This window comes from Neotamlana laminarinivorans (genome assembly GCF_020523925.1).
Taxonomy (GTDB): domain Bacteria; phylum Bacteroidota; class Bacteroidia; order Flavobacteriales; family Flavobacteriaceae; genus Neotamlana; species Neotamlana laminarinivorans.
This window is the reverse complement of the sequence record NZ_JAJAPW010000002.1, coordinates 212,805-235,194: the sequence shown is the minus strand read 5'-3', so window position 1 is coordinate 235,194 and position 22,390 is coordinate 212,805. Positions and strand designations below refer to the sequence as shown.

19 protein-coding genes are annotated in these 22,390 nt (G+C 32.7%); 16 read left to right on the top strand and 3 right to left on the bottom strand.

Annotated features, from left to right (window positions below; all coding sequences use genetic code 11):
- Positions 1-8: 8 nt before the first annotated feature.
- A complete protein-coding gene (locus LG649_RS04835) occupies positions 9-584 on the top strand; it encodes a hypothetical protein (protein WP_226541646.1) in 576 nt (191 codons plus the stop codon).
- 609 nt (positions 585-1,193) lie between these two features.
- On the opposite strand, the gene LG649_RS04830 is transcribed toward LG649_RS04835, so the two are convergent.
- The gene (locus tag LG649_RS04830; protein WP_226541643.1) at positions 1,194-2,327 is read right to left on the bottom strand and encodes an ATP-binding protein; all 1,134 of its coding nucleotides are present in this window, start codon (positions 2,325-2,327) and stop codon (positions 1,194-1,196) included.
- Positions 2,328-3,080, bottom strand: a complete 753-nt coding sequence (locus LG649_RS04825) for an SDR family NAD(P)-dependent oxidoreductase (protein ID WP_226541640.1) — start codon at positions 3,078-3,080, stop codon at positions 2,328-2,330. It abuts the gene before it with no gap.
- A 262-nt stretch (positions 3,081-3,342) separates the two neighbouring features.
- Between LG649_RS04825 and LG649_RS04820 the strand changes: the two genes are divergently transcribed.
- From LG649_RS04820 to LG649_RS04765, 12 genes are all read left to right on the top strand, one after another.
- The gene (locus LG649_RS04820; protein ID WP_044631449.1) at positions 3,343-4,344 is read left to right on the top strand and encodes an AAA family ATPase; all 1,002 of its coding nucleotides are present in this window, start codon (positions 3,343-3,345) and stop codon (positions 4,342-4,344) included.
- Positions 4,345-4,456: 112 nt separating this feature from the next.
- On the top strand, positions 4,457-5,323 hold the full coding sequence (locus tag LG649_RS04815) for a DUF58 domain-containing protein (RefSeq protein ID WP_226541628.1): 867 nt from the start codon (positions 4,457-4,459) through the stop codon (positions 5,321-5,323).
- A 7-nt stretch (positions 5,324-5,330) separates the two neighbouring features.
- Positions 5,331-7,082 (top strand): BatD family protein, encoded by a 1,752-nt coding sequence (locus LG649_RS04810; protein ID WP_394371902.1) that lies wholly within the window; start codon positions 5,331-5,333, stop codon positions 7,080-7,082.
- Complete coding sequence (locus tag LG649_RS04805) at positions 7,082-8,089, top strand: vWA domain-containing protein (protein ID WP_226541624.1); 1,008 nt, start codon at positions 7,082-7,084, stop codon at positions 8,087-8,089. The genes LG649_RS04810 and LG649_RS04805 overlap by 1 nt, the downstream gene beginning before the upstream one ends.
- Before the next feature lie 88 nt (positions 8,090-8,177).
- On the top strand, positions 8,178-9,215 hold the full coding sequence (locus LG649_RS04800) for a vWA domain-containing protein (protein ID WP_226541622.1): 1,038 nt from the start codon (positions 8,178-8,180) through the stop codon (positions 9,213-9,215).
- 83 nt (positions 9,216-9,298) lie between these two features.
- Positions 9,299-10,174 (top strand): tetratricopeptide repeat protein, encoded by an 876-nt coding sequence (locus LG649_RS04795; protein WP_226541619.1) that lies wholly within the window; start codon positions 9,299-9,301, stop codon positions 10,172-10,174.
- 135 nt (positions 10,175-10,309) lie between these two features.
- The gene (locus LG649_RS04790; RefSeq protein WP_226541616.1) at positions 10,310-12,082 is read left to right on the top strand and encodes a BatD family protein; all 1,773 of its coding nucleotides are present in this window, start codon (positions 10,310-10,312) and stop codon (positions 12,080-12,082) included.
- A 28-nt stretch (positions 12,083-12,110) separates the two neighbouring features.
- Positions 12,111-12,863: a tetratricopeptide repeat protein gene (locus LG649_RS04785; protein ID WP_226541613.1), complete on the top strand. Its 753-nt coding sequence runs from the start codon at positions 12,111-12,113 to the stop codon at positions 12,861-12,863.
- 67 nt (positions 12,864-12,930) lie between these two features.
- On the top strand, positions 12,931-13,221 hold the full coding sequence (locus tag LG649_RS04780) for a hypothetical protein (protein WP_226541611.1): 291 nt from the start codon (positions 12,931-12,933) through the stop codon (positions 13,219-13,221).
- A gap of 90 nt (positions 13,222-13,311) precedes the next feature.
- The gene (locus LG649_RS04775) at positions 13,312-14,916 is read left to right on the top strand and encodes a SulP family inorganic anion transporter (protein ID WP_226541606.1); all 1,605 of its coding nucleotides are present in this window, start codon (positions 13,312-13,314) and stop codon (positions 14,914-14,916) included.
- A 23-nt stretch (positions 14,917-14,939) separates the two neighbouring features.
- The gene (locus LG649_RS04770; protein WP_226541603.1) at positions 14,940-16,796 is read left to right on the top strand and encodes a SulP family inorganic anion transporter; all 1,857 of its coding nucleotides are present in this window, start codon (positions 14,940-14,942) and stop codon (positions 16,794-16,796) included.
- Between the two features lie 14 nt (positions 16,797-16,810).
- Positions 16,811-17,440 carry a carbonic anhydrase family protein gene (locus tag LG649_RS04765; RefSeq protein ID WP_226541601.1) on the top strand — a complete coding sequence of 210 codons (630 nt, stop codon included), beginning with the start codon at positions 16,811-16,813 and terminating at the stop codon, positions 17,438-17,440.
- Positions 17,441-17,513: 73 nt separating this feature from the next.
- On the opposite strand, the gene LG649_RS04760 is transcribed toward LG649_RS04765, so the two are convergent.
- Positions 17,514-18,044 (bottom strand): CvpA family protein, encoded by a 531-nt coding sequence (locus LG649_RS04760; protein WP_226541599.1) that lies wholly within the window; start codon positions 18,042-18,044, stop codon positions 17,514-17,516.
- Positions 18,045-18,160: 116 nt separating this feature from the next.
- Between LG649_RS04760 and LG649_RS04755 the strand changes: the two genes are divergently transcribed.
- The 3 genes from LG649_RS04755 (at position 18,161) to LG649_RS04745 (ending at position 22,374) form a co-directional block, all read left to right on the top strand.
- Complete coding sequence (locus tag LG649_RS04755) at positions 18,161-18,517, top strand: hypothetical protein (protein ID WP_226542545.1); 357 nt, start codon at positions 18,161-18,163, stop codon at positions 18,515-18,517.
- Positions 18,518-18,754: 237 nt separating this feature from the next.
- Positions 18,755-19,774, top strand: coding sequence for a phenylalanine--tRNA ligase subunit alpha (pheS, locus tag LG649_RS04750; protein ID WP_044631460.1), 1,020 nt, complete (start codon positions 18,755-18,757; stop codon positions 19,772-19,774).
- A gap of 158 nt (positions 19,775-19,932) precedes the next feature.
- A complete protein-coding gene (locus LG649_RS04745; protein ID WP_226541597.1) occupies positions 19,933-22,374 on the top strand; it encodes a helix-turn-helix domain-containing protein in 2,442 nt (813 codons plus the stop codon).
- Positions 22,375-22,390: the final 16 nt, after the last annotated feature.

Genomic DNA, 22,390 nt, shown 5'->3' with positions numbered 1-22,390 from the left:
ATAGAATTATGAATTGGTGTATATTAATCCCATTATTAGTAGGCCTTATTTGTGCTCTTTTAGGTTATTTATTGGGCAGGTTAACTGGCGCAGGAAAAATTAATGCAGCAGATATAGAGAAGCTTGAAGCAGACTTAAAAGCGTGTAAGGCATCTAAAATGAATTTAGAATCAGACTTAAGCTTATCTAAGAGTTCTGTTTTAGATCTAGAAGAAAACTTAAAAACAGTAAAAGCGGAAAACCTAAGTTTAGCAGCATCTTTAACAGCACCTGCGGTAGCTTTGATTCCTTTTGATGCGGATGCTGCCAAGGCCGTTTTTGGTAAAAAAATAAAACAAGATGATTTAACTGTGGTAGAAGGTATTGGTCCTAAAATTCAAGGTTTATTTCATAACCATGATGTTAAAACATGGAAAGCTTTATCAGAATGTAGCGTAGAAAAATGTCAAGAAGTTTTAACAAGTGGAGGTGATCGTTTTAAAATGCATAAACCAGGAACATGGCCAAAACAAGCAAAATTAGCTTACGAAGGTAAGTGGCAAGAATTGTTAGATTGGCAAGATCAATTAGATGGTGGAAAATAATTGCTAGTAAAGCTTTAGTTTAAAAATGGTTATTATTTATAGTAACCATTTTTTTATTAGTCTAAATAATGATAGGGTTATTTGAAATTTGCGATTTGAGAAATTTATTAATACTTTTTCTGAAGATCTTGAAATAAAACTTAGATATTAGATAAACTAATATTTAAGGCATAAAAAAAACCTTGACTCTTTTTCTAAAATCGATTTGGAGCACAAGGTTTGTTTAAGATTAATAGCATAACAAATTTGCAATTTTTTTTTAAGTACTAAAAGTGTTTTTGCATTAAATAAAGGTTAAAAGGTAAGTATTTCGGTTTTAATATTAAAAGCCTAGTATTTTTGTCGTATTTAAACTGTAGATGCATCAATATTAAAATTTCACAATTTATTCAAACGAAAAATCTTACTTAAAAACAAGATTAAGCAAGATTTTTCTAAGAACTGATTAATAGCAATTTTTACATATTTATGATGTCATGTTATCGTTTGGGTTATAAATTTAAATAATTTTATATCACAAAGTAATGTAATAAGTTATAATATATAAAGCGTAAAAACACTTAAAAAAATATGTGTTTTCCTTATTTTAAAAAGGGTTTTTTCCCCTGTTTAGCTATACTTAACTTTTCTTAAAATTCTAACTGATTCTTTGTAGTAATTGTAAATTTCGTTACTATGTTTTTTTAAGTAAGGTTTTGCTTCATGAAGTTTGTTAACGGCTTCATGAAATAGGTTTAAATAACAGATAAGGTATGCCGAAGGTAAGTTTTTTAAATCGGCTTCTTCTCGAGGCGTTAGCGATAAGCCTTTTTTTAATTTTTCTAATAAAGCATTGTTATTATTATAAATATGAAAAAGTATTTTTTTATCGAATTGCGGGGGTTGGAAGAGTAAAGTAGTTTCAATATTATAACTGGCATTGTCTTGAAAGTTTATTATAGTTTCTTCTAATTGATAATATTTATAAGAATCTTGAAGTCCTAAGCGCACATACTCTATTATCTTAAAACTGTTTTCATCATAAAAAATGGAAACCTCATCTAAAGCCGAAAAAAATAGTTTTACTTGTTCATTAATTAATTCTATATCTACTCTCGAGAAAAATACTTCATCGTTTACAACTTTTTTTTGTCCGGCCCAACACACAACAAAATACTCTTTAAATACTTTGTACTGTGGGGTATAATCTGTACGGGCGTTCATAAACTCCATAACACCATCAAGTGTGTGTTCTATATTATTTTGCGAGTTTTTTTCAATAGCAGCAACAAGCTCAGAATTCACGTCTTTAATTTCAATATCAAAAACTTTAGGCATGCTCATGCTACCGTCTCTAAAAAATACAGAGCCACCGTAATATTTCCAAATGTTTTTTCTGAGTGAAGTAATGGTTCCTGTTGGGCGAATGGTAACTAAACCTACTACTTTGTCGTGTGGTAAATGAGGAAACGGTATGTTTTCGTATTGTACAATTGGTGGGTGACTTAAATAGGCGTTTATTAAATTTTGAATTTTACTATCATCAAAAAAATCTACTCCAATAATGGCATTATTTTCATCTTTTACACCAATAACAATATAAGAGTTGTTTTTGGGGTTACTGTTTGATAGTGCACAAATGTGTTTTAAAAATTTGGCTTTACCTTCTTTTTCGCTAATGTCTATTTTTAGTTTTTTATCGTAAAAACTATTTTCGTCGTTGTGAGCTAGCAAATGTTTAATAAGAAGGCGTTTATTAATCATTTAAAACTCCTTTTTAACGGTTACACTGTTAGCTTGTGCTGTTGGAAATACTAAAAGATCTGCAATATTTACGTGGTTGGGTCTGGAAATTACAAAGTGTAATATTTCGGCAATATCTTTAGCTTGCAAGGCTTTAAAACCTTTGTAAACATGGTTGGCTTGGTCGCCGCCTTTAAAACGCACTTTAGAAAATTCGGTTTCTACAAGCCCCGGGTTTACAGCACTAACTTTTATGTTATGCGGGTTTAAATCAATACGCATACCTTCTGTAATGGCTAAAACGGCATGTTTGGTAGCGCAATACACATTGCCTTTAGGGTAAACCTCTTTTCCTGCCGAAGAGCCAATATTTATAATATGGCCAGATTTACGTTCAGTCATTTGAGGTATAATAGCTTTACTAACATAAAGCAAACCTTTAACGTTTATATCCATCATGGCATCCCAATCATCAGTATTACCTTCGTTAATAGGGTCTAAGCCATGGGCGTTACCAGCATTGTTTATTAAAATATCTATTTGTTTAAATTTATCAGGCAAATTGTTAATAGCATTGTAAGTGGCTTCTTTATCGCGTACATCAAAATTTAAAATATGTACATATGTTAGTTTAGATAGCGCTTTTTTCATGGTGTTTAAGCGTTCTAAACGTCGGCCACAAATAATAATATTTAAACCTTGTTTTGCAAATTCGTAGGCGGTTGCCTCTCCAATACCGCTAGTTGCGCCAGTAATTAGGGCTGTTTTTTTCATTTATATATTTATTTAATCATTTATAAAAATACTTAAAACAACTCGGATGTAAAAAGTTTGTTTGCATGTAATCCTTTCATTAAAAGAATTAAAAGCCGTTTATTTATGATTTACTTATCATAATTATTCGTTAAACCTTTACACAAGCGGTTTTAGCTATGTTTTTTAACCATTCTTTAACAGCTACCAAAGAAAAATTTTAACAATTTGCAATGCTCAAATTAGGGCATTATATTCGTGCTTTTAATAAAATTAAAAAATGATGGAAGAAACAGGTACTATTGATATTAAGACCATTAACGAGAAAATTGAAAAAGAAAGTGCTTTTGTAGACTTACTAATGTTAGAAATGAACAAAGTAATTGTTGGACAAAAACACATGGTAGAACGATTACTTATTGGTTTGTTAGGGCGTGGCCACATTTTACTTGAAGGTGTGCCGGGTTTAGCAAAAACTTTATCTATTAACACCTTGTCGCAAGCTGTAGATGGCACATTTAGCCGTATACAGTTTACACCAGATTTATTACCTGCCGATGTTACAGGAACCCTTATTTATAATATGAAGGATAATGATTTTTCTATTAAAAAAGGACCTATTTTTGCAAACTTCGTACTTGCCGACGAGATTAACCGTGCGCCAGCAAAAGTACAAGCAGCATTACTTGAAGCGATGCAAGAAAAACAAGTAACTATTGGCGATGAAACCTTCCCGTTAGATAAGCCGTTTTTAGTAATGGCAACACAAAACCCCGTAGAGCAAGAAGGAACTTACCCTTTGCCAGAAGCACAGGTAGACCGTTTTATGCTTAAAACTGTTATCGATTATCCCAAACTTGACGAGGAGCAGCTAATTATGCGTGCTAACTTAAAAGGTGCTTGGGAAAAAGTACAATCTGTAATTTCAACAGACACTATTTTAAGAGCTCAACAAGCTGTTCGTGAGGTTTATATGGACGAGAAAATTGAAAAATACATTCTAGATATCATCTTTGCAACACGTTATCCAGAAAAATATAGACTTGCCGATTTAAAACCATTAATTTCATTTGGTGCATCGCCTCGTGGTAGTATAAATTTAGCTACTGCTGCAAAATGTTACGCATTTATTAAACGTAGAGGTTATGTAATTCCAGAAGATGTTCGTGCGGTTGTTTACGATGTGTTACGTCACAGAATAGGTATTACTTACGAAGCCGAAGCCGAAAATGTAACTTCTGTAGACATTATAAACAAAATAGTAAACGAGATTGAAGTGCCATAAAAATAGTTTACAGTGTTCAGTAGCAGTTTGCAGTTGCTTACTATAATTCTGAATACTGTATAAATAGTTTGTGATAACTGAATACTGCGACTGAAAACTGTTTACTGAATAGATGGATACTAAAGAATTACTAAAAAAAGTACGAAAAATTGAGATTAAGACACGCCGTTTGTCTGATCATATTTTTGGAGGCGAATATCACTCGACTTTCAAAGGTCGTGGTATGACTTTTTCTGAAGTTCGCCAGTATCAATTTGGAGACGATGTACGAAATATAGATTGGAATGTTACCGCACGTTATAACGAGCCTTACATAAAAGTTTTTGAAGAAGAGCGCGAACTTACCATGATGCTAATGGTAGATGTTTCTGGTTCCGAAATGTTTGGTACAAACCAGCAATTTAAAAACGAAGTAGTTACCGAAATTGCAGCAACTTTAGCCTTTTCAGCAACACAAAACAACGATAAAATAGGCCTGATTTTATTTTCAGATCAAGTAGAATTGTTTATTCCGCCTAAAAAAGGACGCTCGCATGTATTGCGTATTATACGAGAACTTATAGAGTTTCAACCGGAAAGTAAACAAACCAATGTTGCTGAAGCATTACGTTTTTTATCAAGTGTAATGAAAAAGAAAGCTATTGTGTTTGTGCTGTCCGATTTTATTGCAGACGATTATCATCACACCATGAAAATTGTAGCCGGTAAACACGACGTTACTGGTATACGAGTTTACGATGCCCGCGAAGAAGACATACCAAATTTAGGTGTTGTACAAATGCAAGACGAAGAAACGGGCGAGCTTATGTTGGTAAACACATCATCAAAAAAAGTAAGACAGAATTACGCGAAATTTTATAGAGAAAAAGTCGACTATTACAAAGATAGCTTCAATAAATCGGGTGCAGGAAGTATGGATTGCCGTGTAGACGAAAGCTATGTAAAAAAGTTACTAGGCTATTTTAAACGAAGAGGATAAACGAATGATGAAATACGAATTACTAATGATGAATATTAAATCAAAACAATCTAAAATACTTGTATTTTCTTTGTTCTTTTTTCTGTTCACTTTTTTCTTGAATGCTCAAGTAAAATCGTCAATCGATTCAACCTCAATAAAAATAGGAGAACAAATCACATTTAAAGTTGAAGTAGAAACCGATACTACAAATTTGGTGGTTTTCCCAGAAGGGCAATCATTTTCACCATTAGAAGTTATTGAATCTTACCCAATTGATACTTTAAAAAAGACCGATAAGTATAACTTGGTAAAAAAATACGGATTAACACAATTCGATTCGGGTAAATACACCATACCAAAGCAAAAAATAATTATTGCAGATAAAACCTTTTTTACCGATTCGTTACAAGTTGAGGTTTTTAATGTTGCGGTAGATACAACAAAACAAGGCTTATACGATATAAAACCAATTATTGAAGTTGAAAAAAGTAGCAGCGATTGGTGGAAAACAGCTCTTATTGTATTGTTAGTTATAGCTGTTATTGCAGCACTTTTATATTGGTTTATTTGGCGTAAAAAACCATTAACCGAAGCTGAGCAAATTGCATTATTACCGCCTTACGGGCGTGCTAAATTAGCACTTAAAAAACTAGACGAAAGCCACTATTTAGAGCACGAAAATTTAAAAGATTATTATTCCGATTTAACCTTTATTATTCGTAAATATTTAGATGAAAAAGTTTACGATCGCGCTCTAGAAAGCACAACAGACGAATTGATAGATAGACTTAAAATACTTAAACAAGGTAATCAGGTAGATTTAAGTAATGACGACATTAAAAACCTAGAAAGCATTTTAAAACGTGCTGATTTAGTGAAATTTGCAAAATCTGCACCAGATGTTGAGTTAGCAAAGCTAGATAGAAATACGATTGATGTAGAAATAGATCATGTAAAAGAAGCTTTACCAGAACCAACCGAAGAAGAAAAGCTTTTAGACCAACAATATCGCGAAGAACAAGAGCGTAAAAAGAAACGCCAAAAAATATGGTTAACAGTGGGTATAGCTGTGTTTTTATTAATAGCAACCTTAATAGGTTTTTCAATAAAATATGGCGTTGGTTATGTGAAAGACACAATAGTTGGTCACCCTACAAAAGAACTTTTAGAGGGAGAATGGGTTACTAGCGACTATGGTTTACCTCCTATAAAAATTACAACACCTAAAGTTTTACAGCGTCATAAAGTATTACTAGTTAATTCAAAAAAGGAAGAAGATAAACCGGAAGATAAAAAAGAAAAAACTAGCAAAAACGACATGTTTTATTATGGTAGTATGCTAGATAGGTTTTATATAGCAGTACGATCTGTAGCAGTAAAAGGAGAAGATTTAGTTGCTCTTTTTTCTCAAGACGAACAATTAGCAGAACAGCTAAATAATTATAATGAGGAAGAAAAGAAAGAGTTTTTTCTAAATTATTTTATAGAGGAATCTCTTAAGCTAATTGAAAATGAAGGCGCTAAAGATATCGTGGTTAAGAAGGAAGAAATTACGTTAGCTCTCGATAATTCAAAAGGGTTAAAAGCTTCTGGAAGTATGATTGGTAAAAATAAAATATCAGGGAAAGAGATGTCTTATGAGTATCAAATTTTAATGTTTGCCGAAGAGCAAGCTGTTCAAACCATTATGTTTGTGTATCAAAAGGATGATGCTTATGCTCCAGAAATAATAGATAGAACAATTCAATCGATAGAACTTAAAAAAGTACAAGAGTAATGTTAGAAGGTATTGAGTTTGTAAATAAAGAATTTTTCTGGTTGCTATTAGCATTACCGTTAGCTATTGTTTGGTATATTTTTAAAAACAAAAAGCAAACTGCAGAACTTAAAATATCGAGTTTAAAAGGTTTTAAGGTTACAAACTCGTTATTGCCAAAATTTAAGCATGTATTATTTGCTTTACGTTTATTGGCACTAGCATTTTTAATTACTGCTTTAGCAAGACCACAAACGGTTGATGTTTCTTCTAAAACCAAAACAACTCGAGGTATAGATATTGTAATGGCTATAGATGTTTCGGCAAGTATGCTAGCCAAAGATTTAAAACCAAACCGATTAGAGGCGCTTAAAAAAGTAGCTTCAGAATTTATTCAAGGCAGACCAAACGATCGTATTGGCTTAGTAGAATACGCTGGCGAAAGCTACACCAAAACACCAATTACAAGCGATAAAAGTATTGTATTACGTTCGTTACGAAGCATAAAATATAATAACATTATTGAAGGAGGAACTGCCATTGGTATGGGATTAGCCACATCGGTTAACCGATTAAAAGATAGCAAAGCTTCTAGTAAAGTTATTATTTTATTAACCGATGGTGTAAACAATTCTGGGTTTATCGACCCTAAAATTGCAAGCGAACTGGCCTTAGAATATGGTATAAAAGTATACACTATTGGGTTAGGAACTAACGGAATGGCATTGTCGCCTGTTGCTATCGATCCAAGAACGGGTAATTTTCAATATGGAAGAATTCAAGTTGAAATTGATGAAGCCTTGTTAAAAGAAATTGCAGAAGTTACAAGTGGAAAATATTTTAGAGCAACTAATAATAAGAAACTTGAAGAAATTTACGACGAAATTAATAAGCTTGAAAAAACCGAAATAGAAGAATTTAAGTTTTACAATTACGAAGAAAAATTTCGTCCGCTAGTATTAATCGCAGGATTATTGTTGTTGATTGAATTGTTATTGCGAAACACCGTTTTTAAAAGCTTTGTTTAACCGTTTTATTTTTCCGCGAAAGCGAAAATCTTAAAAAAGAATTTACAAACTGTTTACTGCAATTGTAAACTGTAAACTAAAAAAAGAAATGTATCAATTAGAAGAGAAAATATGGTTTTGGACGTTGGTTATTATTCCGGTAATAATCCTTCTGTTTTTAGGTCTTCAATTCTGGAGATACAGAACCCAAAATAAGTTTGCCGATAAAGCATTACTAAAAAAACTGAGTCCGAATAAATCTACATTTAAAACTGTTTTAAAAGTTGTGGTTTTAAGTTTAGCCTTTTTATGCTTATCCTTAGCTTTAGTAAACCCAAAAATTGGTACAAAGCTAGAAACAGTAAAGCGTGAAGGCGTAGATATTGTTTTTGCTGTCGATGTTTCAAAAAGTATGTTGGCCGAAGATATTGCACCAAACCGTTTAGAAAAATCGAAACAATTAGTTACTCAAATTGTAAATAATTTGGCCAGCGACCGTGTAGGTATAATTGCTTACGCAGGAGCCGCATTTCCGCAATTACCAATAACCACAGATTATGCCTCGGCAAAAATGTTTTTACAAGGTATGAATACCGATATGTTATCGTCGCAAGGAACTGCTATAAGCGAAGCCATAAAATTAGCATCAACGTATTTTGATGATGAAGAGCAAACCAACCGAGTACTTATTATAATTTCTGATGGAGAAGACCATGGACAAGAAGCCGAAGCTATAGCGAAAGCAGCAAACGAAGATGGTATTAGAATTTTTACAATTGGTGTTGGCGATGTAAAAGGAGGTCCAATTCCAGAGAAAAGAAATGGCGTTATTTTAAATTATAAAAAAGATAACCAAGGCGAAACTGTTATAACCAAGCTTAACGAAGATACTTTAAAAGCCATAGCAGAAGCCGCAAACGGCGCTTATATAAATGGAAAAAATACAGCTAACGTGGTTGAAAATATTAGAGACATTTTAAACACCATGGATAAAACTGAATTCGAGGCAAAACAATTTGCCGATTTTAAAGACCAGTTTCAATGGTTTTTAGGTTTCGGAATTTTCTTTTTATTATTAGATGTTTTCCTTTTAGAAAGAAAAACAGCTTGGTTAAAAAAATTAAATCTATTTAATGAGAATTTTTAAGATTCTACTGTGTGTAGCGTGTTAATTATTTATCATTTTTTTAACGTGCAAAAACAATGGGTTTTTTAAATTTAAAAGAACATATGAAGCATTTATTAATAATATTAAGCATATTTATTTCTTTGGTATCCTTTTCACAAGAAGAAGATGATGCTATGAAGGCACAATTATTGGCCATGAAAAAAGCCAATAATTATGTTTATGAAGGTAATGCGTTGTTAAATGACGACGATTTTGTTTCCGCAGAAATGGAATATCGTAAAGCACTGTCAGAACAAGCCTCAACAAAAGCAGGTGTTTATAACTTAGGAACAAGTTATATTAAAAACGGTAATTTTGATGAAGCATTGTATCGTTTACAACAAGCGGCTAGTTCTTCAACTTCAAAAGAAGAAAAACATCGTGCGTTTCATAATATTGGGAATCTTTTAATGAAAAATAAAAAGTGTAAAGAAGCTGTTGAAGCTTACAAAAATGCGCTAAGAAACAACCCAACCGACGACGAAACTAGATATAATCTTGGTATAGCAAAAGAATGTGCCGAAGAGCAACAAGATCAGCAAGATCAAAACCAAGATCAGAATCAAGATCAAGATAAGCAAGACGAAAATAAAGAAAACGAAGACCAGCAGGATAAACAAGATCAAGAAAATAAGGATAAAGAAGGCGAAAACGACGAGAATCAAGATAAAAAGGACGAAGGCGACCAAGAAGATAAAAAAGATGGTGAAGATGAAAAAGATGAAGATGGTAAGCCTAAAGATGAAAAAGAAGACAAAGGAGATAAAGGCGACGAGCAAAAGCAAAACCAGCAGCCAAAGCCGCAACCAGGACAATTATCGCCGCAGCAAATTAAAAACTTGCTAGAAGCCATGAATAATCAAGAACAAAAGGTTCAAGAAAAAATGAACGCCGAAAAACAAAAAGGTGTAAAAGTAAAAACCGAAAAAGATTGGTAGTTTTGAAGGCGAAAGACTGAAAATGGAATTTTAAGATGTCATGCTCAGCGCAGTCGAAGCATCTAAAAATAAAGAAGTATATAAACCAATTGTCATGCTAAGCCAATTAAGGCGAAGCATTTCATTTAAATAAAAATGCAGATAAAAAATTACATAGCAGTTTTATTAGTTATAATAGCATCAGCATTTGCTGGGGCTCAAGTAAAGTTTGAAGCTAAAGTAAGTAAGAAAAAACTAGGCGTTAACGAGCGTTTACGTGTAGATTTTGAAATGAATCAAGATGGTGATAATTTTAACCCACCAGATTTTGCAAACTTTACGGTAATTGGCGGACCAAATCAATCAGTTAGTAATACTTGGATGAATGGTGTTCGTTCTTATAAAAAAACATATAGTTATTTTTTAGCTCCTAAAAGTCGAGGTATATTTACAATTAACCAAGCAACCATAAACATTGATGGCGAAATCTATAAAACTACTCCAATAAAAGTTGAAGTTACAGCAGCTATAGATATCCCAAAAGACCCTAACGACCCTAATTATATTGCTTCAGAAAATGTTCATTTGGTAGCAGAGGTTTCAAACACTAACCCCTTTTTAAACGAAGCTATTACTGTAGTTTACAAATTATACGTTTCACCAAAAGTATCTGTACAAAGCACCAATGAAGTTGATACACCAAGATATAATGATTTCTGGAGTCAAAATATTGATACGCAAAACCAAAAAGTTCAGAATGGAACTTATAACGGTGAAGATTATAGGTTTTTAGTGTTAAGAAAAACTGTTTTATATCCTCAAAAAACAGGAAAATTAAAGATAGAACCGCTTACGTTAAATATTTCCATGTCAGTGCCATCAAATCGCCGTAATATTTTCGGAGGATTACTTATGACAGGAGTTAACAGAACTGTTTCTGCTGGTAACAAAACTATAAATGTAAAGCCATTGCCAGAAGCGGGGAAGCCATCAGATTTTACTGGAGCAGTTGGCGATTTTAAATTTGATGTTTCAACATCGAAAACTGAATTAGATGCCACAGAATCATTACAGCTTAAAGTTCGTGTTAGTGGTAATGGTAATTTAAAATTATTTAATTTACCAAAGGTAACTTTACCAAGTTCTTTAGAGGTTTACGAGCCAGAGCATACCGAGAATGTAAAAACAAATTTAGCAGGCATGCAAGGTAGTATTTCAGATAGTTACACGGTTGTGCCCCAATATAAAGGCAAATATCCTATGCCAAGTATTTCGTTTTCTTATTTCGATTTAAAAACTAAAAGCTACAAAAGGTTATCGTCTGAAGAAATTGTTATAAATGTATTAAACGGTCCTTCTAACAGTTCTAATAATAACGAAAATGCTTCGGCTAGTAATAATAAACAGGCTGTTGTTTATAACGATAATCAATTTGCGTTTATAAAAACAGATACCACATTTTCTTCTATAAAACAAAGTCATTTTTTTAAAACTATCACATTTTGGTATTTATTGTTGTTACCATTTTTGTTAATTCCATTAGCTATTGTGTTAGGTAAGCAAAAAGCCAAGCGAGATGCCGATGTTTACGGAAATAGAATACGAAAAGCCGATAAATTAGCTAGAAAATACTTAAGTAGCGCAAAGAAATCTTTAGGACAAAAAGAAGCTTTTTATGTAGCTTTAGAGAAGGCTCTACACAATTATTTAAAAGCCAAGTTGCATATAGAAACTAGTGAGTTAAGTAAAGATAGAATAACAGAACTACTTGCGGAAAAGCAAGTTGAAAATACAGTTATAACCGATTTTAATAGTATTTTACAAAATTGCGAATTAGCGCGTTACACGCCAATAGATAACGTAACTATGCAAGAAGATTACGATAAGGCGGCCAAAACCATTTCGTTAATAGATAAACAGGCAAAATAATGTGGTTGTAAACCAATTGAAGCATCTCATGAAGAAAACGATTTACATACTAATATTTTTTATTTCGGTAGTTACTTTTAGTCAAAACCAAAGTTTATTCGAAAAAGCAAATGCGTTGTATAACGATGGTAAATACGCAGAAGCAATAGACGATTACATGGCTATTTTAGAAACTGGAAACCACTCTGCCGAGTTATATTTTAACCTTGGGAATGCTAATTACAAATTAAATAATATTGCGCCAAGTATTTATTATTATGAAAAAGCATTAAGGTTAGATCCTGATAATACAGATATTAAAAATAATTTAGCCTATGCGCAAAATATGACAATAGATGTGGTAGATGTAGTTCCTGATTCAGGTATATCAAAGTTGCTAAAATCCTTAGCTAACAAATTTACTTTTGATTTTTGGGCAAAATTAGCTATTGTATTTGTTTTTGTATTTGTTGTGCTTTTTCTGTTATATTATTTTGCATATACAACCATAAGAAAACGAATTAGTTTTATAGCTAGTATTTTAGCATTAATATTAATGAGTATTACACTTACCCTAGCATTTTATAAATTCGATTTAGATAAAACAGATAATCCAGCTATAGTTTTTGCACAAGAAAGTAAAATAAAAAGTGGTCCTAACTTAAATAGTGAAGAGGCTTTTAGGCTTCATGAAGGTACCAAAGTACAAGTGCTTGAAACTTTTGATAACTGGAAAAAAATAAAGCTCGCCGATGGTAAAACGGGTTGGGTAATCCAAGAAGATATCAAAATGCTTAAGTAATTTTAAATAAGCAATAACTAAATTTTTGGTTTGAAATGCTATATTTGTGTAGCAACCAAACTAAAAAATGAAAAAAAAATCTATTGTTATATTCTTTTCTATAGTGCTTTTGGGCTTTATTTCTGCTCCTACTATAATTATTGCGATAGATAGTTCTGTTGATATTTCTATGTTTTATAGCATTGCTGAAGAAGAGGAAGAAGTATCTAAAATTACCTTACAAAACCAAAATTTCGATTCAGAACCAGCTTATTTAAAGCCATTATACAGTTTTAATCATATTGAGTATTATTGTAAAAATTACCCCAAACCACATTTAAACCTTATTTCACCACCACCAGAAATAAGCATAGTATAATTTTTATTTAGCAATAGGTTTTCTAAAAATCTAAAATTAACTTTAACCGCCTTTGCTTTTGTAAAATAGTAAAGGGAAATAATTTATATTATGTTTAAAACAATTAAAAATGATTTGCCGGCAAGTATTGTCGTTTTTTTCGTAGCGCTGCCTTTATGTTTAGGTATTGCGTTGGCAAGTGGAGCTCCACTTTTTTCAGGATTAATAGCAGGAATTATAGGAGGTATTGTAGTTGGTGCTATGAGTGGCTCTAATATTGGAGTTAGCGGACCCGCAGCTGGTTTAGCCGCTATAGTTTTAGTAGCTATAACATCTTTAGGTTACAAAAACTTTTTAGTGGCTGTAGTTATTGGTGGTCTTATTCAAATATTATTTGGCGTATTACGCTTAGGTGTTATTGGATATTTTTTTCCATCATCTGTAATAAAAGGTATGTTAACGGGTATTGGGATTATAATTATTTTAAAACAAATTCCTTACTTTTTCGGAATGGATAAAAACCCTGAAGGAGATTTTGCATTTCTAAAAGTAGAATGGGATAATTTAATATCAGGATTATTAAACTCAATTAATGCTTTAATTAGTGGTAACATTAGTATAGGAGCCACATTAATAGGCTTAATATCTTTAGGTATTTTACTTTTATGGTCTAATGTGCTTTCTAAAAAAGGAAAAATTTTTCAACTTATTCAAGGGCCATTGGTAGCTGTAGTAATAGGAATTCTTTTTTATGTTTTTACCAAAGATGGTTCGTTAGGTCTTGTAAGTAAACAATTAGTATCTGTACCAGTTCCAGATAGTTTAGATAGTTTTAAAGGGCAATTTAGTTTTCCAAATTTTGGAGTAATTACAAAGCCAGAAGTTTGGATTACTGGTTTTACAATAGCTCTTGTAGCATCTTTAGAAACATTACTTTGTGTTGAAGCTACAGATAAGCTAGATCCGCATAAAAATGTAACGCCAACTAATAGAGAGTTATTTGCGCAAGGAACAGGAAATATTGTTTCTGGTTTAATTGGCGGCTTACCAATAACTCAAGTAATAGTTAGGAGTTCTGCAAATATTCAGTCTGGCGGACGATCAAAAATGTCGGCTATAATACATGGTTTTTTCTTATTAATATCTGTAATTTTAATCCCAACATTATTAAATAAAATACCACTTTCAGTTTTAGCAGCTATTTTATTTGTTGTAGGTTTTAAATTAGCTAAACCTTCAACTTTCAAGCAAATGTTTAAGCTAGGTTGGAAACAATGGTTTCCTTTTATGGCAACCGTTTTGCCAATGGTAATTACTGGCGATTTATTATTAGGTATTGGTTTGGGGCTTATTGTAGGTATTTTTATTATCCTTCAAAAAAGTTTTCAAAATTCCCATTTCTTGCATAAAGAAGGTGAAGATGTTAATGATGGAAAAATTAAAATGACCCTAGCCGAAGAGGTTACCTTTTTTAATAAAGGAGCTATTTTAAAAGAGTTAGATAATATTCCTGAAAACTCGCAATTGGAAATAGATTTGATGAATACTAGATACCTTGATTATGATGTTATTGAAATTCTAGAAGATTTTGCTTTAAAAGCTAAAGAAAGAAATATAAATATAAAACTAATTTCAAAAAGAGGTGTGGTAGAAAATCCACCAAGTTTTATAGAATTTTTTGAGTTAAGGCCAAAATCTAGTTTAGGTTTAAATTAATTTATATAATAGTAAAAACAATAATGAAAAATCTATTTTCCAATTTTAAAGGCGATTTATTAGGTGGTGTTACAGCTGGTATTGTTGCGTTACCATTAGCATTAGCTTTTGGTGTGTCTTCAGGTTTAGGCCCTAGTGCCGGTTTGTATGGAGCCATTTTTATAGCGTTTTTTGCATCGTTATTTGGTGGTACAGATACTCAAATTTCTGGACCAACAGCACCAATGACAGCAGTTAGCATGGTAGTTATTGCTACAATATTAGCTGCGAACGATGGTAATGTAGATAAAGCACTACCTACAATACTAGCTATTTTTTTACTAGCAGGTATTATTCAAGTTGTTTTAGGGATTTTAGGTTTTGGTAAGTATATAAGATATATTCCTTATCCGGTAGTTTCTGGGTTTATGACTGCAATTGGCGTAATAATTTTAGTAACACAAATACTTCCATCTATTGGTTATTATGCGAAAGAAGACTCTAGTTTTGTAGATAGTTTTAAACCGCAGGCAGAAGAAATTATTCTTCAAAATATTTTAAAAGAAGAAGCAGGAGAAGGTATTCTTGTTCTAGAGAATTTTAAAGAAACAGTAAACAGAGCAGATAAAATAACAAACGAAGATATTTTAAAAGAGTCAAAAACCTTAGCAGGAAAAGAATCGTCAGGGGTTTTAGGAACACTAAAAGTTTTACCAAGAGCCTTAAAAAATATAAATTTTTTAGAGTTAGCACTTGCACTTGGAACGATATTAATTATTTATGGTTTTAAAAGAATAACTTCTGTAGTTCCAAGTACATTGGTTGCTTTGGTGGTAATGACGGGTATAGCATTAATTTTTAATATTAATTACATACCCATAGAAGAGATCCCGTCAGGAATTCCTACGCCAAACTTAAATATGTTTACTCAGTTTAGTTTAAGCAATATAAAACCATTCATTTTTACAGCTTTTACTTTAGCTTTATTAGGCGCTATAGATTCGTTATTAACATCTGTAGTTGCAGACAACATGACAAAAACCAAGCATAAACCAAATAAAGAATTAATAGGTCAAGGTATTGGTAATAGTATTGCATCTGTTTTTGGAGGTATTCCTGGTGCAGGAGCAACTATTAGAACCGTAGTAAATATTAATTCCGGAGGAAAAACTAAATTATCGGGAATGATAGCAGGAGTTATCCTTTTAATTATTCTTTTAGGTTTAGGTCCAATAGCTTCAAAAATTCCTGCAGCCGTATTAGCAGGTGTTTTAATAACTGTTGGTATAGGAGTTATGGATTATAAAGGTTTAAAAGCCATTCCTAGTCTTCCTAGAGATGTTAAAATAGGACCTTTTAAAGTAAGTTCAGAAGTTATTATTATGTTGGTGGTAATGTTACTTTCAACATTCTGGGATTTAGTTTATGCTGTTGGTATTGGTCTTGTAATTGCTTCATTAATTTTCATGAAAAAAATTGGAGATTTAACAACAAAGCATTCCGATGTCTCTGCGTTAAAAGAAGAAGCATGGGCTGACGAAGCGGAATTTCCAGAAAGCCTATCAGAAAAAGTATTTATAAAGCATATAAATGGGCCTTTATTTTTTGGTTCAACTAATAATTTTCAGCAATTAGCAAAACAAATTCCAAATACAGCCAAAGCAGTAATTATAAGAATGGGCAAAATGCCTTACATAGACCAATCTGGTTTATTTGCGCTTGAAGATATACTTATAGATTTAGAAAAAAACGGCATTCATGTTCTAATTGTAGATGTATTAGAACAACCCCGATATATGATGGAACGAATAGGTATAATACCAGATTTAGTTTCAAAAAATCATATTTTTAAAACCTTTTCTAGTTGTTTAGATTGGGTAAAACAAAATGTAATTAATTAAAGAAAACAAAAAACATGAAAGCACATACAAAAGAAACTCAGGCAACCATGACGCCTGAAAAATCGTTACAATTTTTAAAGGAAGGAAACATCCGTTTCCAAAATAACTTAAAAGCAAATCGTAACCTTTTAGAGCAAGTAAACGATACTAAAGAAGGACAATTTCCTTTTGCAACAATATTAAGTTGTATAGATTCACGCGTATCGGCAGAGTTAGTTTTCGATCAAGGTTTGGGCGACATTTTTAGTGTACGTATTGCAGGTAATTTTGTTAACGAAGACATCTTAGGAAGCATGGAATTTGCTTGTAAATTGGCCGGAACAAAACTTATAGTAGTTTTAGGTCATACAAGTTGTGGAGCGGTAAAAGGAGCCTGCGACCATGCCGAAATGGGTAATTTAACAAAACTTATTGAAAAAATCACACCAGCGGTCAAGGCTGTAACAGAACCTACAAACGAAAGCTTACGTAACTCTAAAAATCTAGATTTTGTTGATACCGTTTCTAAAAAAAATGTAGAGCTTACTATAGATAGAATTCATGCAGAAAGTCCAATATTAACAGAAATGGAAAAAAATGGCGAAATAAAAATAATTGGAGCCATGTATAACATAACAACAGGATCTGTAGAGTTTTACGAGTAAAACTAAATCCACTAAAAAAGGGCAATATTAAAACGTATAATGTTGCCCTTTTTTAGTATATATTTAATAAAAGTTAAGCCTCTTGCAACAAGGTGTCGTCCTCAATTTTATCATCCTCAGCTTCATCAGAAATTAACTTCGGAAAAATTAAAGGCACCAAACTTTTTACAGGTGTGTAAAGTATAGAGTTTTCAATATCATCATCATCAATAAAGGTGATGGTGTTATTAAATTTGTCGAAAATATTTAAAATAACACTTAGTAAAAGTGCAATTTTTAAAGCACCAAAAACACCGCCTAAAAGTTTATTTAAAATACCAAGAGCCGCAAAATCGGCAAGTTTAGTAAGCGCTTTCCCAGCCAAAGCAATAGCCAAAATAATAACCACAAAAGTAATGGCAAATGCTGTAACATTAATGGTTTTCTCTCCCCAGTCTGTTTTAGTTTGTAAAAATTCGGCAGCAAAATTACTAAAATGTATGGCGCCATAAACACCAGCAACCAAAGCAACAAGCGAAGCCACTTCAACAAAAAGGCCTTTTAAAAAACCTCTAACTAAGCCTAATAAAATTAAAGCTCCTAAAACAATATCAATAACGCCCATAAAAAATCAATTTCAACAAATATAAAATAAATTCCATCCTTTTTTAGTGCAAACCCAACAAGTAACCAAGGCATTCATTAAATTTGAACCCGAAACAAGAAACTTTAAAAAAAGGAATGGCAAGAGACGAACAATTAAAACAACGCTGGGAACAAGTCGTAAAAAAACTATCCAATCAATTCGCCGATGGCGATACTTTAGATTTAGATGCAATAATTTACCTCATTGGTGTGCAAGAACTCGGGCAATTAAACCGCACGTTTAAAAAAGACCAAAAGCTCGATCTCATGCACATTGCAATATGTAAATTACTTTCGCCATATGGATATTACGAGCTCGATTTTGTAGATAACGATGGTTGGCCACACTACAAAACCCTCGAACAGTTACCATACCTAAAAGCTGGAGAACAAAGCGTTTTAATGAAAGAAGCCATTGTAAATTACTTTCTAGAAACCGAATATATTAATTAAATGGGCGTTACCACGCTAAGGCGCGGTCGGGCTTTCCGCTATATCTTTTTCTCGTAACCTCAAAAAAGGATGCCGCTGCAATCCCTAACGCAACCCATCCGCAAAAGGCATTGTTTATTCGTTCTTAAATGTAATTTTGCCACAATTAACCATGCAGACTAAAGCATTTAAGATAAATAAAACTTGTTTCAGCGCGTTAAAAATCACTAAATTTGCAACCATTTCGATAATATAGCTATGATTGACAAGATAAAAGAACTAATTGCCGAAGCCGAAGCCTTTAAAGCCGAAACCATTGAGGAAGTAGAAGATTTCCGAATTAAATACCTCGGAAAAAAAGGATTACTTAACGCCTATTTTGCTGAATTTAAAAATGTAGCAAACGAGCAAAAAAAGGAATTTGGCCAAACCATAAATAAGCTTAAAACTACTGCACAAACAAAGGTAGACGAGCTTAAAGATGTTCTAGAAAGTAAAGAAGAAGAAAACGGCGTTTTTGGCGATTTATCGCGTCCAGGACAACCCGTTCAATTGGGTTCGCGCCACCCTATTTCAATTGTAAAAAATCAAATTATCGATATATTTTCGCGTATCGGTTTCAACGTAAGCGAAGGTCCAGAAATTGAAGACGATTGGCACAACTTTACAGCGTTAAACTTGCCAGAATACCATCCGGCACGCGACATGCAAGATACATTTTTTATACAAACCAACCCCGATATTTTATTGCGTACACACACCAGTTCGGTACAAGTACGTTACATGGAAAACAACCAACCGCCTATTCGAACTATTTCACCAGGTCGTGTGTATAGAAACGAAGCTATTTCGGCGCGTTCGCACTGTTTTTTCCATCAAATTGAAGGCTTGTACATAGATAAAGACGTTAGTTTTGCAGATTTAAAACAAACTTTACAACACTTTACAACCGAAATGTTTGGGAAAAGTAAAATACGCTTACGCCCATCGTACTTTCCGTTTACAGAACCAAGTGCAGAAATAGATGTGTATTGGGGGTTAGAAACCGAAACCGATTACAAAATTACTAAAGGAACCGGTTGGCTAGAAATTGGCGGTTGTGGTATGGTAGACCCGAATGTATTAACCAACTGTGGTATAGACACCGAAGTATATTCTGGTTTTGCATTTGGTGTGGGTATCGATCGTATTGCCATGTTGTTACACCAAATTGGAGATATTCGTTTATTAAGCGAAAACGATGTGCGCTTTTTAGAGCAGTTTAAATCGGCACTTTAAAAATAATATTGTCATCCTCCCGCAATTTCGGGGTCAGGATCTAAATAAATAGATAACAAACTTAAAACCCTGAATTTATCAGGGTTTTTTATTTCAGAAAAGCTTTACATCTTGCATTTTCATAAAACTAAAGTTATCTTCATACATATTTTTTAAACATGAAGGAAAACAAAGAACTCGACCTCGCTTGGAATTTTGTTACCAAAACCAATCGTAATATCTTTTTAACCGGTAAAGCTGGTACGGGTAAAACTACATTTCTTCATAAATTAAAAAAAGAATGCCATAAACGTATGGTAGTTGTGGCGCCTACGGGTGTGGCCGCTATAAATGCCAAAGGCGTTACTATTCACTCGTTTTTTCAAATGCCTTTTGGTCCTATTTTGCCACACGATAATTTACAAAGTTCGTCGCAGTTTAGCCGAAAATTCAATAAAACAAAAATTAATATTATTAAGTCGCTCGACCTTTTGGTTATAGACGAAATAAGTATGGTTCGTGCCGATTTACTCGATGGCATCGATAAAGTACTGCGCCGTTTTAAAAATAAAATGTTACCGTTTGGCGGCACACAATTACTTATGATTGGTGATTTACAGCAGCTTTCGCCGGTAATTAAAGAAAGTGAGTGGCATTTGTTACAACCGTATTACAAAAATGCATTTTTCTTCAGTAGTTTGGCTTATCAACAAAGTAAAGCCATAAGTATTGAACTTAAACACATTTACAGACAAGAAAACCCCGTTTTTATTACTATTTTAAATGAAATTAGGAATAATAAACTCACCCAAAAATCGGCCGATGAATTAAATAAAAGATATCAGCCCAATTTTATTGCAAACGACGAAGACGGTTATATTTCGTTAACAACTCACAACCGAAAAGCTATTGCAACCAACGAACAAAAGCTAAAGGATTTAACAGGAAAATCTCAAAAATACAAAGCAGCCGTAGAAGGTAATTTTCCAGAACATGCATATCCAAACGATTCGGTTTTAGAGCTTAAAGTGGGCGCTCAAGTTATGTTTATAAAAAACGATAGCTCTCAAGAAAAGGAATATTTTAATGGTAAAATAGGCAAAGTTATTGCTTTAAATAAAGACGAAGTTGTAGTGCGTTGTCCGCAAGATAATTTCGATATTACTACAAAACTAGAAACCTGGGAAAACATAAAATACACGGTAAATAACGAAACCAAAGAAATTACAGAAGACAAAGTTGGTAGTTTTTCTCAAATTCCGTTACGTTTGGCTTGGTCAATTACCATACATAAAAGTCAAGGTTTAACGTTTGAAAAAGCAATTATTGATGCCGAATCTGCTTTTGCCCATGGGCAAACTTACGTGGCTTTAAGCAGGTGTAAATCGTTAGAAGGTTTGGTGTTAAAAAGCAAAATTTCTCCGCAACAAATAATTACCGATAGCCATGTTTTAAATTTTAATGAAGAAGCGGCAAATAACGAGCCAGACGAAGCTGTTTTATTAGAATCGGAACGCGATTTTCAACTCGATTTAATTGCCGAACTTTTTAATTTTTACGCCTTTTTATACCCAACAAATCGTGTTTTAGATATCTTTTATAAAAACCGAGGGAGTATTGAAGGTCAAGTTGAAGAACCAGCAATTACAATTAAAAATACAGTAACTAATTTATTAAAAGTTGGTAATGGCTTTAAAGTTCAATTGCAAAACTTGATTGAAAAAACCGAAATTCCAGAAACTAGCGAACCATTACAAGAACGTTTTGCTAAAGCAGTTACTTATTTTAACGACCAAACAAAAGCCAATATTGAAGCATCATTAAAAGCTTTAAATTTTACAACCGATAATAAAGCCATAGAAAAAGATCTTGAAAAACAACTTGATACTTTAGAAGAACTTTTAACCGAAAAACTATTGTATTTTAAAGGATTGCCACATGCTTTTAGTGTAAGCTTTTATTTAAAATTGCGTACCGAAGCTGTATTTTTAGCTAAAGAAAAACCTAAAAAACAACGAAAACAAGTAATTGATGGTACTGTAAATATTGATCTTTTCGAGCTTTTACGCGTGTTAAGAAACGATATTGCCGACAGAGAAGGTTTAGTGCATTTTCAAATTTTCACCCAAAAATCGTTATATGCAATGTGTGAATTATTGCCAACAAATAAAAAAGAATTACTGGCTATTCATGGCATGGGAAAAACCAGAGTAGATAAATATGGTAAAGAAATTTTAGAGGTTATTACCAAATTTGTTGACGAAAACGATATTGAAGTTACCAACCAAGTTGAGCTAGAAGAAGATCCTAAAAAGCCTAAACGCCAAAAAGGTGATAGCCAAAAAGAATCTTTAGATTTGTTCAAAAAAGGTAAAACCATAGCCGAAATAGCGAATCAGCGTGAGCTTAACGAAAACACTATTTTTGGGCATTTAGCAACATTTATTCCTTCAGGCGAAATTAAAATTACCGATTTAATGGCTTCAGATGTTTACAACGAGCTAAAAGAAATATTACCTACAAAAACCTACGAAAATCTGTCCGATTTAAAACTTCAGCTTAACGATAAATATAGCTACGGCGAAATTAAATTGGTTTTAAGTGAGCTTACATCTTCTTAATTTAAAATAAAAAAGG